Origin of the sequence: Spirillospora sp. NPDC048823, assembly GCF_043198445.1 — a bacterium.
In the GTDB taxonomy this organism is placed as follows: Bacteria; Actinomycetota; Actinomycetes; order Streptosporangiales; family Streptosporangiaceae; genus Spirillospora.
The window spans coordinates 185016-201071 of the sequence record NZ_JBICUT010000001.1 but is presented as its reverse complement, the minus strand read 5'-3'; the positions used below and the strand labels follow the sequence as shown (position 1 = coordinate 201071).

General features: G+C 73.9%; 10 protein-coding genes. 2 read left to right on the top strand and 8 right to left on the bottom strand.

What is annotated here, in order from left to right:
- The first annotated feature begins 100 nt into the window (after positions 1-100).
- Positions 101-1090: an ABC transporter ATP-binding protein gene (locus ACGFK0_RS00820; protein ID WP_392898092.1), complete on the top strand. Its 990-nt coding sequence runs from the start codon at positions 101-103 to the stop codon at positions 1088-1090.
- A gap of 3 nt (positions 1091-1093) precedes the next feature.
- Here ACGFK0_RS00820 and ACGFK0_RS00815 read toward each other — a convergent pair whose 3' ends face one another.
- From ACGFK0_RS00815 to ACGFK0_RS00780, 8 genes are all read right to left on the bottom strand, one after another.
- On the bottom strand, positions 1094-4807 hold the full coding sequence (locus ACGFK0_RS00815; RefSeq protein WP_392898089.1) for a glycosyl hydrolase: 3714 nt from the start codon (positions 4805-4807) through the stop codon (positions 1094-1096).
- On the bottom strand, positions 4804-5631 hold the full coding sequence (locus tag ACGFK0_RS00810; protein ID WP_392898086.1) for a carbohydrate ABC transporter permease: 828 nt from the start codon (positions 5629-5631) through the stop codon (positions 4804-4806). Before ACGFK0_RS00810 ends, ACGFK0_RS00815 begins: the two co-directional genes overlap by 4 nt.
- On the bottom strand, positions 5628-6578 hold the full coding sequence (locus tag ACGFK0_RS00805; RefSeq protein ID WP_392898084.1) for a carbohydrate ABC transporter permease: 951 nt from the start codon (positions 6576-6578) through the stop codon (positions 5628-5630). The genes ACGFK0_RS00810 and ACGFK0_RS00805 overlap by 4 nt, the downstream gene beginning before the upstream one ends.
- 2 nt (positions 6579-6580) lie before the next feature.
- A complete protein-coding gene (locus tag ACGFK0_RS00800) occupies positions 6581-7843 on the bottom strand; it encodes an ABC transporter substrate-binding protein (RefSeq protein ID WP_392898081.1) in 1263 nt (420 codons plus the stop codon).
- A gap of 123 nt (positions 7844-7966) precedes the next feature.
- Positions 7967-10708 (bottom strand): family 78 glycoside hydrolase catalytic domain, encoded by a 2742-nt coding sequence (locus ACGFK0_RS00795; RefSeq protein WP_392898079.1) that lies wholly within the window; start codon positions 10706-10708, stop codon positions 7967-7969.
- Positions 10709-11015: 307 nt separating this feature from the next.
- Positions 11016-12440, bottom strand: coding sequence for an FGGY family carbohydrate kinase (locus ACGFK0_RS00790; protein ID WP_392898077.1), 1425 nt, complete (start codon positions 12438-12440; stop codon positions 11016-11018).
- 37 nt (positions 12441-12477) lie between these two features.
- Positions 12478-13485, bottom strand: coding sequence for a 2-hydroxyacid dehydrogenase (locus ACGFK0_RS00785; protein WP_392898074.1), 1008 nt, complete (start codon positions 13483-13485; stop codon positions 12478-12480).
- Positions 13486-13532: 47 nt separating this feature from the next.
- Positions 13533-14321 (bottom strand): DeoR/GlpR family DNA-binding transcription regulator, encoded by a 789-nt coding sequence (locus ACGFK0_RS00780; RefSeq protein ID WP_392898071.1) that lies wholly within the window; start codon positions 14319-14321, stop codon positions 13533-13535.
- Positions 14322-14563: 242 nt separating this feature from the next.
- On the opposite strand from ACGFK0_RS00780, the gene ACGFK0_RS00775 reads away from it, so the two are divergent.
- Positions 14564-16039, top strand: a complete 1476-nt coding sequence (locus ACGFK0_RS00775; RefSeq protein WP_392898068.1) for an FGGY-family carbohydrate kinase — start codon at positions 14564-14566, stop codon at positions 16037-16039.
- Positions 16040-16056 lie beyond the last annotated feature (17 nt).

Here is a 16056-nt window from a genome sequence, read left to right as displayed (position 1 = left end):
GCCTCCCCGGCAGGCGAAGCGCGACGTACAGTCAAGGCGACGGGGGGCCGGACGTAAGCTGCGGATCCCCCGCCCCCGGTTCCCCCGCATGGGAGTGCCCATGGGTGTCGAGATCCGGGTGGAAGGGCTCAGGAAGTCGTTCGGGCGGCAGGTCATCTGGGAGGACGTGTCCCTCACCATTCCGGCGGGCGAGATCTCCGCCCTGCTGGGGCCGTCCGGAACCGGGAAGTCGGTGTTCCTCAAGAACCTCGTCGGGCTGCTGCGTCCCGACCGGGGCCACGTGTACGTGGGCGGCGGCGACGTCCCGCGGCTGCGCGAGAGCGACCTCTACGAGCTGCGCCGCCACTTCGGGGTGCTGTTCCAGGACGGCGCCCTGTTCGGCTCCATGAACCTCTACGACAACATCGCCTTCCCGCTGCGCGAGCACACCAGGAAGGGCGAGTCGGAGATCCGGCGCATCGTGCTGGAGAAGATGGAGATGGTCGGCCTGTCCGGCTCGGAGAGCAAGCTGCCGGGTGAGATCTCCGGCGGGATGAAGAAGCGCGCCGGACTGGCCCGCGCCCTCGTCCTCGACCCGGAGATCATCCTGGCGGACGAGCCCGACTCCGGCCTCGACCCCGTCCGCACCGCCTACCTCAACCAGCTGTTCGTCGACCTGAACACCCAGCTCGGCGCGACGTTCCTGATCGTCACGCACGACATCGGCACCGCCCGCGTCCTGCCGGACAACCTCGGCCTGCTGTTCCGCCGGGGCCTGGTGATGTTCGGGCCGCGGGAGATGGTGCTGTCCAGCACGCACCCCGCGGTGAACCAGTTCTTCAACGCGCGCCGGCAGGGGCCGATCGGGATGGCGGAGGAGAAGGACCTCGCCGAGGTCGCGAGCGAGTCCGCGCCGCAGGCGATGCCCGCGCCGATCCCGCCGCAGCTCATGCCGAGCGGCGGCGGCCTGCGCCCCTCGATGCGACGCCCCGGGGCGTGGCTCGCCGAGCACCGGGTGACCCCGCCGCCGGGCTCGTTCATCGACGACGAGGGCCGCAACTGGCTCACCGACTGGGACTCGCTGGCCGCACAGCGCCAGTGGCGCCCGTAGGCCTCAGATCTCGGTCCTCAGGACGACCGGGCCGAGGAGTCCGGAGGTGCGCTGGCCGGGGAAGACGAAATGGGTGGGGCTGGTCTCGTCGAGGTGGGGGGCCAGGGTGCCGTAGACGACGATCTCGATCTCGTTGGGGCCGGCGCGCAGGGCCGAGCCGAGGTCGAAGGTGTACGGGGCGCAGATCCGCACGCCCGCCGCGTGCCCGTTCACCGTCACCTCGGCGGTGCCGCGGACGCGGCCGAGATCGAGCTCGCCGCCCCCGGGAGCGGCCGCCAGGTCCAGGACGCGCCGGTAGCGGACGCCGCCGCTGTAACCGGCCAGGCCCGCGTCCTCCCAGTCGCCCAGCCCGATCGTGCCCGCGCCGACGGCGAAGGCGACCGGCCCCGCCAGCGCCGCGCCCTCCCGGTACCCGGGCCGGGTCCGCAGCCGCAGCTCGGCGGTCCCGGCCGGCCGTGCGCGGCCGGGGAGTTCGAGGTCGACGGTGCCGGCGCCGTCGTGCGCTGCGCCGAGCGAAACGCCTTCGAGAAGGACGCCGTCGAGCAGGATGCCGGTGACCTCGCCCCGTGCGGTGAACCGCATCCGGGTCGCGCCCGGCGGCACCGCGAAGCGCAGCCGCTCGGTCCTGGGCAGGGCGCCGGGGTCGGCGAAGGACGCGGGCAGGACGGTGCCGTCGCTCACGTCGTCCTCCAGCCAGTGCGCGCAGGGCAGGGGGTGCGGGCGGCGCCGCAGGTGGAGGGCGGCGGGATCGCCGCTCTGCGCCCGCCTGGGCGCGACGGGCACCGCGACGCCGTCCCGGGCGGCGTGCCAGCCGGTGCCGGACACGAGCGGGCCGTCCACCAGGACCGCCGCCGGGGCCTCGCCTTCGGTGAGGACGAGGGTGAGCGGCGCGCCGGGCGCGTCCGGCAGGTCGTAGCGGCCGACGCGGGGGGCCTCGTGCTCGGCGTAGGGATCGAAGCCGCCCTGCCGGCCGATCTCCACCCCGTCGACCAGGACCCGGCACGGGGACGCCGACGCGACCTGGAGGCGGGACGGGCCGGGGACGCGCGGCAGTTCGGCGGTGAAGGCGACCCGCCCACCCGGGCGCACGGTTCCCCCGGCGGTGATCCACTCGGGTCGGACGCAGCGGGCGGGCTCGGTCACGACGGACAGGTGGCCGCGCAGCCGCACGTCCTCACCGGGCACCAGGCGGATCTCCAGCGTGTGCTCGCCGGGCGCGAGCGCCGCGCCGCCCACCGCCAGGTAGCCGCGGTCGTCGAGCGGGGCCTCGGCCCCGTCCACCAGGAGCGTCTTCGCGGCGGGGAAGCCGAGCACCGGGAACCCGCCCGGAGCCGGCACGGTCACGCGGGTGCGCAGGGTGATCCGCTCGCCCGCCGCGACCTCGCCGAAGTCGAGGAACTCCTCGGGGACGTGCCCCTTGGGCCCGAGCGCCGCCCGGTGGACCGGGTCCTTGCGGATGCCCCGGCTGTCGGAGTAGACGACCGGCCGCCACCCGCCCCCGGCGCCGGACCACAGCCCGTGGGGGCCGAACGTCGCGTAGGCCGGCGTCCAGCCGGCGGACGGGTCGTCCTCCACCCGGTGCGAGAGCCGCCAGCGCTCCAACGCCGCCATGGCGCCGGCCGGACGGGCGAAATCCGCCCACGTGTTGTCGAGCGTCGGCACCGGCTCCATGTCCCAGGTGGAGCCCAGGTCCAGCTCGGCGGCGGGACGCCGCGGCGGGGCCGCCTCGTCCCGCGGCGGGGCCGCCTCGTCCCGCGGCGGGCGAGCCGTGCCCGGGAACACCAGCAGCGCGGCGGGGCCGTCGTCGAACGGCACGACGACCTCCGCCCCCGACGGTCCGGACGTGACGGGCAGCTCCCGCGGCGGGCCGCCGAACGGGCTCACCAGGTAGGCCGGGCCCGTCACGTCCTTCACGCGGATCCGCATGTCGCGGTGGTAGCGGCCGGGATCGAAGTCGTAGGTCACGTCCAGCCAGCCCAGGTCGATGCCGCGCTCGTCCGGGCGGCCGACCGACACGCGGCTGGCCATGGACTCCGCCGCCGTCACGAACACCACCGTCGCGCCGTCGACCTCGCGGACCAGCGCGGGGACCGGCGCCTCGACCCGCCGGGAGCCGTCCAGCAGGGGGCCGAGCGCGCCGGTGTCCGGGACGGTCTCCAGCAGCGGCGCCAGCCTGGCCACGGCCTCGCCGGCGGCCGGGTCGCCGACGCCGAGCCGGGGCGGCGGGCCGACGGCGACGACCCGGCCGCCGCCCTCGACCAGTGCGGCCAGCCGCCTGGCGGTGTCCCCTTCGAGGACGGTGCAGGCGGGCAGCAGCACCGTGCCGTACGACTCGTCCGCGACGTTCAGCCGCCCGTCCGCCACCGTGGCCCGCCGGACGGAGTCGTCGTCGATGACGTCGGCGTCGACGCGGAACCGGTCGAGGGCGCCGGGCACCATCTGGAACCACGCCATGTCGCCGACCAGCGCCCGGTAGGTGTCCTGGGCGAGCGCGGCGGACGCGTCGGCGCCGTCGAGCCGGGTGCCCGCCTGGGCGGTCGACGTCGGGAACAGCACGGCCGTGTCGCAGACATGGCGGCCCAGCGACAGGGCCGCGCACAGCCGCGTCACCGCGTCGGCGAAGACCCGGTGGTGCGCCCAGTAGGGCTGCCGCCAGTCGGTCGAGGGCGGCGCCCACTCCCACCAGCCCGCCCTGGTCGTGTAGTAGGCCGCGTGCGGGTTGTAGAGGGTCGCGCCTGAGCGCAGCCATGGCAGCAGCCAGTCGAACGTCTCCTCCAGCGTGCCGCCCCACCCGCTGGAGTGGAACGCCTCGATCCACACGCGGTCCCGGCCGTACAGGTGGGCCAGGGACGAGTGGATCCGGGCGTCGCCGTGGTGGTCCGAGCCCGGCGCGCCGAACCAGCGGTGGGTGCGGGCGTAGTCGGCGTACAGCCGCACCCCGTCCACCGGGTGCCCGGCGCGGGCCGGGTCCTGCTGGTCGCAGCCGTGCAGCAGCCCGTGCCGCTCGTGCCATCCGGCCAGCGGCCGGAAGAACGCCTCCTCGGCCAGCTCCGCCCGGGTGAGGTGGTAGTCGCGCCGGACCTCGCCCGCCGCGTCGCCGCCGTCCTGCCACAGGGACGGCAGGTGCGGGGCCAGGTCGTAGCCGCGGCGGGCGGCGAACTCTTCGGCGAACCCCTCCGTCCAGGTCGGCAGCGCGGGCAGCTCGTCCTGGAAGGAACCGACGATCACGTTGCCGAGGCGGTGACCGAGGCGCCGCTCGAACTCCCCGTGGACGCGGTCGAGCAGCGCCGCGCACGCCCGCGCCGACAGGTAGTCGAAGCCGCGCGCCGACGTGCCGCCGCCCGGCTCCAGCCACCGCCCGGCGAACTCGGGGACGTCGCGCACCAGCCGCGCCTGGAGGTCGGCGCCGGAGAATCCGAGCTGGTCGTAGAACCACAGCGACACGCCGAGCCGGGCGGCGTCCTCGCACACCCCGTCGAGCAGTTCCCACCAGGCGTCGGTGAAGAACGCGGGCTCGTCGGCGTCGGCGCCGAACATCGGGCCGGACGGCGCGAGGTTCAGGATCACCAGGTTGTACACGCCGCCCTCGGCGAAGCGTTCGAGCTGGTCGCGCAGCCGCCGCCGGTCCAGCCGCTCGCCGCTCCACCACCAGATGGGCGCGGGGGAGTACGCGCGGGGCGGCGCGTCCAGCACCGCCCGGAGCCGGTCCGGGATCATCCCTTGAGTCCGCTCGCGAAGCCCTTGATCACATACCGCTGCAGGACCAGGAACACGATCAGGATCGGCAGTGAGGCCAGCACCAGCCCGGCGAACACGAGCCCGTTGTCCGAGACGTACTGGCCGACGAAGGAGAAGATCCGCACCGGCACCGTCTCCCGGGCCGAGCCCCCCAGATACAGCAGGGGAGTGAAGAAGTCGTTCCAGATGAACACCGCGTTGAGGATCAGCACGGTGCCGGTGACGGGCCGCAGCAGCGGGAACACCACCCGGGTGAACGCCTGGAAGTGGCCGGCGCCGTCGATCAGCGCGGCGTGCGCGTAGTCGCCCGGCAGCGCCCGGATGAACCCCGTGTAGAGGAAGATCGTGAAGGGCAGCTGGATCCCGCTGTAGAAGACGATCATGCCCGGGTAGGTGCCGAGCAGCCCCGCCCCGTCCACCATCTTGAACAGCGGGATCATCCCGAGCTGGAACGGCAGCACGATGCCCAGCAGGAACAGCACGTACAGCCCGTAGCCCAGCCGGGACGCGCGGCGCGACAGGAAGTAGGCGGCGAACGAGCCGATCGCGATCAGCACCAGCAGGCTCACCACCGTGATGACCGTGCTGTTCAGCAGCGCCGGGCCGAGTTCCGCGCGCGTCCAGGCGGCGGAGTAGTTGTCCAGCGCCGGGCTCGACGGCGGCGCCAGCGGCGACTCGGCGACCTGCCGCTGGTCCTTGAGCGACAGCGTGACCAGCGCGTACACGGGGAACAGGAAGGCGACGGCGGCGGCGACCATCACCATCTCCAGCCCGAACGTCCGCAGCCCGTACCGCATGTTCATCCGCTCACCTCTCGGCTCCGCAGGTAGTGGATCTGGCCCATCGACACCGCCGCGACGAACAACGCCAGCACCAGCGCGATCGCGGTGCTGTAGCCGAAGTTGCCGAAGACGAACGCCTGCTTGTAGAGCACCGTGGACAGCGTCTCGCTCGCGTGTCCCGGACCGCCGCTGGTCGCGGCGTAGACCTGGTCGAACAGCTTGAGCCCGCCGATGGTCGACAGCATCATGTTGATGGTGACCGCGGGCGCCAGCATCGGCCACGTCACGTTCCGGAACCGCTGGAACCGGCCCGCGCCGTCGATCATCGCGGCCTCGTGCAGCTCGGCGGGCACCCCCTCCAGCCCGGCCAGGAAGATCACCATCGAGTACCCGGCGAACTGCCAGATCACCATGCCCGCGACCGACCACAGGGCCAGCGACGGGTCGCCCAGCCAGTCCTGCCGCAGGGAGCCCAGCCCGACCGCGCCGAGGATGCCGTTGAGCCCGGCGCCGGGCGCCGGGTTGTAGATGTACTTCCATAGGAACGCCACCATCACCGGGCTGACCACGGCCGGGGCGAAGAACACGACCCGCAGCACGGTCCGCGACTTGATCCTGGCGTGCACGCCGAGCGCCAGCAGCAGCCCGATCCCGTTCTGGACGAACACGATCGCCACGGTCAGCAGCAGCGTGTTGACCAGCGAGCCGCGGGCGGCCTCGTCGCGGAACAGCTCCGTGAAGTTGCCCAGGCCGATGAAGCTCCGCTCGCCCAGGCCGTTCCAGTCGGTGAAGGCGTACACGATGCCGCTGAGGCTCGGGTACAGCACCACCAGGGCGTAGACGGCCAGGGCGGGCGCCGCGAACCACCACGGCGGCGACAGGAAGCGGGCGCCCCGCCGCCGGCGGCGGCCCGCGGCGTCCGGCCGGACGGGCCGCTTCACCGGGGCGGGGCTGGTGGTCGAGGTCACGTTCAGTTCTTCCGGTAGGTCTCGTCGAGCTTCTTCAGTGCGGCGTCCACCGTCGTCTTGCCGCCGAGGAGTTCCTGCACCGCCGCGAAGTGGGCGGGCTGGATCTCGGCGTTCGGCCACGCCTGGTCCATGAACGGCACCGCCTTGTTGCCGTCGATGAACGGCAGGAACGACTCGAGCACCGGGTCGACCTTGGAGCCGGCGTCGCGGGTCAGCGGCACGCAGGCGATGGCCTCGGCCCAGCGGTTCATGTTCTTCTGCTCGCCGAGGAACTCGATGAACGCCTTGGCCTCGTCCAGGTGCTTGCCGCGTGCGCTGACGCCGAGGCCGACGCTCACACCCGCCGGGATCCACACCTGGTTCGCGTCGTCGGAGCCGGGCACCGGGAACATGCCCAGCGCGTCGGCGCTCGCGGCGGACTTGCGGAAGTCGGGCAGCACCGCCGACACCTGGATCGCCATCGCGGCCTTGCCGGTGGCGACCATCGAGGTCTGCTGCTCGAACGTCGTGCCGTTGGGGTTGTCGTTGAGGTACCCGCGCTCCTGGAGTTCCAGGTACATCTCCAGCGCGTCGGCCCAGCCCGAGCCGGCGAAGCTCGCCGAGCCCGCCTTCATCCGCTCGTCGAAATCGGGCGTCTTCGCGTAGACCGTGGACGGGACGAGGGCGTAGGTGATCAGCTGGGTGACCCACGGGGTCTGGGCGCCCAGCGCGATCGGCACCGTGCCCTTCTTCTTGATCTTCTCGCAGACCTCCAGGAACCCGGACCAGGTCGTGGGCGGCTCGACGCCGGCCTCCTCGAAGACCTTCTTGTTGTAGATGGCGCCGATGACGCTGGACCCGGCGGAGTAGATGAAGGTCTTGCCGCCGTTCTGGAACGCGGGCTTCAACCCGGCGGGGATCCGCTTGGTCCAGGACTGGCCGCTCAGGTCGGCCAGCAGGCCGGCATCGGAGACCTGCTTCATGCTCATCGCCGAGCCGTCGCCCGGGAACACCACGTGCACGTCGGGGGCGTTGCCCGCGCCGAGCTGGGTGCGCACCGAGGTCTGCACCTGGTCGGTGGGCGCGAAGGAGGCGCTGAACTTGGTCTTGGTGTACTCCTTGAGCAGCAGGTCGAGCGGCTTCTGCTGGTCGGCGACACCGACCAGCCGCAGCGTCCCGCCGCCCGAACCGGACGTCCCGCCACAGGCCGCCAGTGCGCCCATGGCGGCGACGCCCCCGGTCAGCCCCAGGAAGCCGCGGCGGCTGAGCCCTGTCGACGATGTCATGAGTCCTCCTCGAAACGCGGCTTCGGCGCCGCGGTGATCATTCGCGACCGGGGCCGCCATGGGTGCTGCGGCCGGGGGCCGCCGCGAGTTGTGCGGCCGGGGCCGCGGGTGTGCCGTCCACCGTCAGGGGACGGCGGCCGATGGATCTTCCGCGGTGAAGCGGTAGTCCCCCGAGGTCACCCGGCACAGGAGCGCGCCGGGTTCGGTGCCGATGATCTGGATCCCCGCGGCGGCCGCCACCGGGACCCCGCTCTCGTGCACGCCGCCGGGATCGCCGGTGGGCACGTGCACGATCGCGGTGGCCCCCGGTGGCACGCTCACGTCCAGCCGCAGTTCGCCGTCCGCCCGTGCCCACCCGGTCCGGACGGTGCCGCGCACCGACTCGTAGGCGGCGCGCGCCCACGTCAGCGCGCCGGGCCGGGGGCGGATCCGCAGCTCGCGGTAGCCGGCGGAGCCGGGTGCCTGGCTCAGCCCGGCGACGCCCTCGTAGAGCCATTCGCCGATCGAGCCGAGCGCGTAGTGGTTGAAGGAGTTCATCGCCGCGGCCTGGAAGCCGCGCTCTTCGGTGTAGCCGTCCCAGCGCTCCCAGATCGTGGTCGCGCCGTGCCGCAGCGGGTACAGCCAGGACGGCGGGCCGGTCCTGCGCAGCAGCGCGTGCGCCAGGTCGGGCCGCCCGCAGGCGTCCAGCACCGGGGCGACGAGGCCGACGCCGAGGAATCCGGTGGTGATGCCGGGGCCGGCCGCTTCGACCAGCTCGGCCAGGCGGCCGGCCGCGTGCGGCGCCAGGTCGTCCGGCAGCAGGTCGAACGCCAGGGCCAGCAGGTAGGCGGTCTGCGTGTCGCCGGAGATCCGGCCGCAGGGCGTGACGAAGCGTTCGGCGAAGGTCTTGCGGACGTGCCCGGCGAGGGTGCCGTACCGCCGCGCGGCGGTGTCCCGGCCGAGAATCTCGGCGGCGCGGGCGGTCAGGTCGGCGCTGCGGGCGAAGTAGGCGGTGGCGACGACCTCGCGCGGCGTCGGCTCCGGGGCGAGCCAGTCGGCGAAGTGCGGGCCGACGCGGTGCCGCCACACCAGGTCCGGGTTGTGCCGGTGGACGTGGTCGACCCAGGCGCACATCGCGTCGATGTTGCGTTCCAGGAAGCGCTCGTCCCCGTACACGCGGTACAGGTGCCAGGGCACCAGGACCCCGGCGTCGCCCCAGCCGGGCGCGCCCTCGTCGGCGACGCCGGTCAGCCTCGGCGCCACGTTCGTGAAGGCGCCGCCGGGCGACTGGGCGCCGCGCACCTCCCGCAGCCAGCCCTCGAAGAAGGCCGCGACGTCGGCGTTGAGGCAGGCGGTGGGGAGGAACACCTGCGCGTCGGCGAGCCAGCCGAGCCGCTCGTCGCGCTGCGGGCAGTCGGTGGGGACGCTGACGAAGTTGGAGCGCTGCCCCCAGCGGATGCCCCGGTACAGGCGCTCGACGTCCGGGTCGGAGCAGGCGAAGTCACCCGTCCAGGGGGTGTCGTTGTGCAGGACGACGCCGGTGATGTCGGCGGCGTCCAGTGCGGTGAGGCCGGTGACCTCGGCGTAGCGGAACCCGTGGTAGGTGAAGCGCGGCTCGAACACGACGTCGGGATCGCCGCCCGCGATGAGCACGTCCGTCGCGTCGGCGGTGCGCAGGTTGTCGGTGTAGAGCGCGCCGTCGTCGTCGAGGGCCTCGGCGTGCCGGATCACCACGCGGTCGCCCGGGGTGAGGCCGCGGGCGGTGATGCGGACGCGTCCGGCGAAGTTCTGGCCGAAGTCCACCAGGTGCCGGCCGCCGCCGGTGCGGGTGACGGTGCGGGCGGGCAGTTCCCCGACGGCGCGGACCGGCGGCGCCGCGGAGGCGGTGAGCAGGTCGTGATCGGTGCCGGTGACCTGCGCGGAACGCCAGCCGTCCGCCTCGGCGAACGCGGGGCGGTCCCAGCCCGGGGTCTCGCGGCGCAGGTCGTGGCACTCGCCCTTCAGCAGGTCGGCGTACCGGACGGGGGAGCGGCGGGTCCACCAGGTCCCGTCGGTGGCGATGACCTCGTGGCGGCCGTCGGCGTGGTCGAGGTGCAGTTCGGCCAGCAGTTGCGGGAACGCTCCATAGTGGGCGCCGAGGCGGCGCGGGTCGAAGCCCACGTAGCCGCTCCACCAGCCGTCGGCGAGGGTGGCGGCGAGGACGTTGCGGCCCGCGCCGACGAGCGCGGTCACGTCGAGGACCTGGTAGTCGATGCGGTCGCGGTAGTCGGTCCAGCCCGGCGCGAGCTCGGCGTCGCCGGCCCGGTGGCCGTTCAGCCGCATCTCGTAGAGCCCTCGGGCGGTGACGTAGAGGCGCGCGCGGACGGGCGCGGCGGGGGTCTCGAACGTGCGCCGGAGCCGGACGGCGGGCTGGAGTCCGTGGTCGGCGAGGGCGAGCTCCCCCTCTTCGGGCGCGTCCACCACGTCGAGGTCACCGGTGTCGTGGGTGATCCAGGAGGCCCGCCAGGCCGGCGGGCGGAGCATCCCCGTCTCGAACCAGGAGCGCGCCGCGGCGGTCGCGCCGTCCTCGGCGGTGACGGCGATCTCCCAGCGGTAGCGCGTGCGAGGGCTCAGCGGCGCGCCCGCGTAGCGGACGGACACCGCGGCCGGGTCGCTCACCTCGCCGGTGTCCCAGACCGGTGCTCCGGATTCGGGCGAACCGGCGCCGGCTCCGGGGGCGGGGACGGTCCACACCCGCACGCGGTGGCGGGCGGGCGCGTCGCCCCGGCGGGGGGAGGAGAGCCGCCACGACAGCAGCGGGGCGTGCTCGTCGACGCCCAGCGGCTCGGCCAGGTGCTCGCAGCGAAGGCCGTAGGGCACCAGTGCCGCGGTGGGAGTGCCGGTCATGAGCCCGCCTCCGATCGCTCGCATCATCATGCGGTTAGTTAACACTTCTGAATGTGAGATTGAGGGTAGAGATATCGAGATCTAGTGTCAATATGCCGCACAGATCATGTTACGGCGTGACCTGCCGCGTATCGCGTCGATCCCTGCTCTGGCCGTATCCGGGGACCAGCCGCCTCGTCTGCAACGGTCACGGTACCTGCGACCGGGCAAAGCCGTCGAAAGTGGGCTCCGGGGGCCGGCAGAGCCGTTCCCCAGGGGCCTGTGGCGGGGCGGGAGGTCATGGATGCGATAACAACATGATCGAGCGTTATGAAGTCGTGCGCCAGCGTGCACGGGCGGTCTCCACCCGCGCCAGGTAGGCGCGGTGCTCCCCGTCGTGGAACGCGGCCCGGGCCGGGTCCGGGTCGCGGACGGAGGCGGGACGGGTCCACGCCGCCGCGTCCAGCCCGTGGCCCCCGGCGAGCACCGCGCCCCGCGCCCCCGCCTCCTCCGCCGCGACCCGCAGCGGCCGGCCCAGCACATCGGCGAACAGCTGCAGCCAGCGGTCGCTGCGGGTTCCGCCGCCCGCCACCGACAGCGCGCCGCGCAACCCGGCGGCGGCCAGGCAGTGCCGCGCCGCGTAGGCGATGCCCTCGCAGGTCGCCCGCACCAGGTCCGCGGTGGTGGTCTCCAGGCTCACCCCGGTGATCTCGGCCCGCGCCGCCGGTTCGACGAACGGCGCCCGTTCCCCCGAGGGCGAGAAGAACGGCAGCACCCGCACCCCGCGCGCACCCGGAGGCGAGGCCGCCAGCAGGTCGTCCAGGTCGCGATGGGACGCGCCCACCCTCGCCAGCACCCATTCCAGCGCCGCCGTGCCGACCATCGCGGGCATGCCGCGCAGCCACCGGTCCGGCCGCCCGGTGGCGAAGCAGAACCCGGTCGGCTCACCGTCCAGCGCGGGTTCGTCCACCACGGCCAGGCAGGCCAGCGTCGTGCCGATGATCAGCAGTCCGTCGCCGGTCCCGGTCACCCCCGCCCCGAGGGCGCAGGCGGGCACGTCGAAAGGGCCGGCGGTGACCCGCGTGCCGGCCGGAAGCGGCCCCCCGGCGAGCATCCCGCCCCGCGGCAGCGGCTCCGCGACCGGTGCCAGCAGATCCGCCCGGTGCGACAGGCCGCAGGCCGCCAGGGAAGCGGCGTCGTAGGTGCGCGTCCGGGGATCCAGGAACGGCACCGAGGCGTCGCTCGCGTCGGTCGCGCGCACCCCGGTGAGGCGCTGGAACACCACGTCCTTGCAGTAGGCCGCGGTGGCGGCGGCGTCGAGCGCGGCGGGCTCGTGCCGGTCCAGCCACGCCAGCAGCGGGGCCGGGCAGCCGGGGAACATGGCGTTCCCGGTGCGCGCGAAGACCTCCGCCGCGACGCCGCCCTCCGTCCACTCCGTGACGATCGCGGCGGACCTGCCGTCCATCCAGGAGATCGCGGGACGGACCGGCCGGGCCCGCCCGTCCACCAGCCACACGCCGTCGCCCTGGCCCGTCACGCCGACGGCGTCCGGGGCGGCGAAGCGGGCGCGCCGCGCGGCCAGCGCGCCGAGCACCTCCCCGGCGGCCGACACGACCTCGTCGGTGTCCTGCTCGACCCGGGCGTCCCCGCGCACGGTCCGGGCGGGACGCGACTCGACCGCCAGGGTCCGGCCGTCCTCGTCGAACGCCGCGGCCTTCACCACGGACGTTCCCACGTCGATTCCGACGTACATGGCGAGCTTCCTTGTCTGTTCCTGGCGGGCCGGTGGATCAGGCCGGGTTGAGGCAGTGCGCCAGGGGCTCGCCCCGGTGCAGCCGCCCGACCTCGGCGGCGACGATGCGGGCCGCCTTCTCGGCCACGGCGCGGCTCGCGCCGCCCAGATGGGGGGTCATCACCACGCCGGGCATGCCGAACAGGCGCGAGTCCGCGGGCGGCGGCTCCACGGCGAAGGTGTCCAGGCCCGCGCCGAGCAGATGACCCGAATCCAGCGCGTCGCACAGCGCGTCCTCGTCCAGCAGCGGGCCCCGGGCGCAGTTGACCAGCACCGAGCCGGGCGGCATCAGGGCCAGCTCCCGGGCGCCGATCATGGCCCGGTTGTCGGGGGTGAGCCGGGCGTGCAGGGAGACGACGCGGGAGCGGCGCAGCAGGTCGTCCAGGCTCGCGGCGCCGCCGCCGCCGGGCAGGTACGGGTCGTAGACCTGGACGTCGGCGCCGAAGCCCGCGAGGATCCGGGCGACCCGGCTCCCGACGGCCCCGCCGCCGACCAGCCCGACGGGCGTTCCCTCAAGCTCGAGGCCGGTGGCGTCGTAGGTGTAGTACCGCCCGCCCCACTCGCCCCGCCCGGCCAGCGCGGCGTGGGTCTCGGGGATGCGGCGCAGCACGGCGAGCATCAGCCCGACGGTGTACTCGGCGGTCGCGGTCGCGTTGCGTCCCGGTGCGTAGCAGACGCGCACGCCGCGTTCGGTGGCCGCCGCCACGTCGACGTTGACGGGGCCGCCCCGCGCGACCGCCACGAGCCGCAGGCCGGACGCGCTGTCCAGGATCTTCGCGGTGACGGGGGCCATCTGGGTCACGCACGCCTCGACGCCGTCCAGCGCGTCGATCATGGTGTCCTCGTCGCCGGACGCCTCGTCGACCTCGGCCACCGGGCCGAACGGCACGACCGGCCAGGGCAGCTCCAGGCGGCGGACGTCGCCCGCGCCGCCGAGCTCGGCGTCCAGCGCGCCGGCCAGCAGCTCCGGCAGGACGAAGCGGTCTCCCGCGGCCAGCACTCTCATCGGGTCTCTCTCGTCGGGTCGTTGACGGCGGGCACGCGGCCCCGGGCTCAGGTGACGGCCACCTCGTAGGCGACCTTGTGCTCGTCCAGCTCCCGCAGCACCTCGGCGTCCGCGCCGTCGTCGACGATGAGGCGGTCGAACGCCGACAGCGGCGCCACCCGGTGCAGCGCGACGCGGCCGAGCTTGGAGTGGTCCACGAGCAGGACGTTGCGCGCGGCGGCGTCGAGCATGGCCCGCTTGACCGACACGATGTGCTGCTCCTGGTGGTAGGCGTACCCGCCGGAGACGGCGGAGGTCGACACGAAGCACAGGTCGACGTGGAGCGCCGTGATCGCGTCCACGCAGGAGACCCCCAGGAAGGAGTCGTGCAGCGCGTCGTACTCCCCGCCGAGCGCCATCAGCCGGATGCCGCGCTCGCGGGCCAGCAGGTTCGTGGTCTCCAGGAAGTTGGTGATCACGGTCAGCGGGGTGACGCCGGCCAGCCTGCGGGCCAGCGCCAGGGTGGTCGTGGAGTCGTCGAGCATCACCGCCATGCCGGGTTCGACCAGCTCGGCGGCCTTCGCCGCGATGGCGTCCTTGGCGGGCCGCATCGACTTCATGCGGTAGGCGACGTTGCTCTCGAACACGCCGGACGGCTGCGCGGTGACGCCGCCCCGGTACTTGCGGACGATGCCCTGCCGTTCGAGGTCGTCCAGGTCGCGATGGATCGTCATGAGGCTGACGCCGAAGCGCTCGGCCAGGTCCCCGGCGGTGACCGACCCTACGGACAGCACATGGTCGGCGATGGCCTGGCGCCTTGCGTCAGGTCCGCGCCTGCCGCTCATCTCCTTGGTCATGCTGCGATCCTCTCGTGGCCGCTCGCCGGCGGAGGGGTGATCGGCCACCCGAACTGCGATACTGGGATTCGTGATGTTAACAACCATCACCCCAGCGCCATCGAGCTTGTAACACCGGGACGTCCCACGTCAACCCCGTCCCGTCGTCTCCGGGGGGTCATCGAGACGGTAACAAGTGATTGATATGATGCCCTGGCATTATAAGTTCACATCTTTAAGCGATAAAACTAGGGAGTCCTATCGTGCAAGCTGGCTCGTCCGGGCCTCTGTGGGTCGGCGTGGACGTCGGGACGCAGGGGGTGCGGACGCTCGCCGTCACCGCCGACGGCCGGGTGGCCGGCCGCGGATCCGCCCCGCTGACCGGGCGGCGCGACGGCGTGCGGCACGAGCAGCGGCCCGGCGACTGGTGGGAGGCCGTCACCCTGGCCACCCGGGAGGCGCTGCGGGACTCGGCGCCGGAGGCGGTGCGCGGCCTGGCGGTGTGCGCCACCTCGGGGACCGTCCTGCTCACCGACCCGGACGGGCGTCCGCTGACCGGCGGCATCATGTACGACGACGCGCGGGCGTCCGCCGAGGCGCGGCTGGCGCAGTCGGCCGGGGCGCCGCTGTGGGACCGGCTCGGGCACCGCATCCAGCCCTCCTGGGCGCTGGCCAAGGTGCTGTGGCTGGCCCGCGACCGGCCCGGCGTCCTGTCCCGCGCGCGGATCGCCCACCAGGCCGACCTGGTCACCGGTCGGCTGGTGGGGGAGCCGGTGGCGACCGACTCCAGCCACGCGCTCAAGACGGGCTACGACCTCCTCGGTGAGCGGTGGCCGCGCGATCTGCACGACCGGCTCGGGCTGCCCGCCACGCTCTTCCCCGAGGTCGTACGGCCCGGCACGGTCCTCGGCGAGGTCGGGGCCGAGGCCGCCGGGCAGACCGGGCTGAAGGCCGGCACACCGGTGATCGCGGGGATGACCGACGGGTGCGCCGCCCAGCTCGGCTCCGGCACGCTGCGGCCGGGCCGGTGGAACTCGGTGCTCGGCACGACCCTGGTGCTCAAGGGGGTGACGGCCTCGCCCGTCCGCGACCCGGCCGGGGTGATGTACAGCCACCGCGCACCGGACGGGGCCTGGCTGCCCGGCGGCGCGTCCAGCGTGGGCGCGGGCGTCTTCGCGGGCGTCGCGGACCTGGAGCGGCTGGACGGACTGGCCGCGCGCCACGAACCGGCCGGCGCGGTCGCCTACCCGCTGGTCTCGCCCGGCGAGCGCTTCCCCTTCCTCGCGCCCCAGGCCGAGGGCTTCATGCTCGGCACGCCCCGCGGCGAGGGCGACCGGCACGCCGCCCTGCTCCAGGGCGTCGCCCTGGTCGAGCGGCTGGCGCTGGCCTACGTGCGGCGGCTCGGAGCCGCCGTCGAGGGACCCGTGACCTTCACCGGCGGTGCGGTGCGCAGCGACTACTGGACCCGGCTCCGCGCGGACGTCCTGGGCCGCCCGGCCCGGATCCCCGAGCACGCCGACGCCGCGCTGGGCATGGCGGTCCTCGCGGCCTACGGCACGATGCCGGGCCGCTCGCCGGCCGGCGTGGCCGAGTCGATGGTGCGCATCCGCACGGTCGTGGAGCCCCGCCCCGGCATGACGGAGCGTTTCGACGCCCCCTTCGGGCAACTCGTGGACGAACTGGAAAAGCGCGGCTGGCTGCCCGCCGAGGTGGCCGCCTACGCACGAGAGCACGGGTAGGACAGCATGGTCAGGAG

Coding starts and splice junctions, on each gene's coding strand:
- ACGFK0_RS00820 (WP_392898092.1), top strand. CDS start 101: ATGGGTGTCGAGATCCGGGTGGAAGGGCTCAGGAAGTCGTTCGGGCGG.
- ACGFK0_RS00815 (WP_392898089.1), bottom strand. CDS start 4,807: ATGATCCCGGACCGGCTCCGGGCGGTGCTGGACGCGCCGCCCCGCGCG.
- ACGFK0_RS00810 (WP_392898086.1), bottom strand. CDS start 5,631: ATGAACATGCGGTACGGGCTGCGGACGTTCGGGCTGGAGATGGTGATG.
- ACGFK0_RS00800 (WP_392898081.1), bottom strand. CDS start 7,843: ATGACATCGTCGACAGGGCTCAGCCGCCGCGGCTTCCTGGGGCTGACC.
- ACGFK0_RS00795 (WP_392898079.1), bottom strand. CDS start 10,708: ATGACCGGCACTCCCACCGCGGCACTGGTGCCCTACGGCCTTCGCTGC.
- ACGFK0_RS00790 (WP_392898077.1), bottom strand. CDS start 12,440: ATGTACGTCGGAATCGACGTGGGAACGTCCGTGGTGAAGGCCGCGGCG.
- ACGFK0_RS00785 (WP_392898074.1), bottom strand. CDS start 13,485: ATGAGAGTGCTGGCCGCGGGAGACCGCTTCGTCCTGCCGGAGCTGCTG.
- ACGFK0_RS00780 (WP_392898071.1), bottom strand. CDS start 14,321: ATGACCAAGGAGATGAGCGGCAGGCGCGGACCTGACGCAAGGCGCCAG.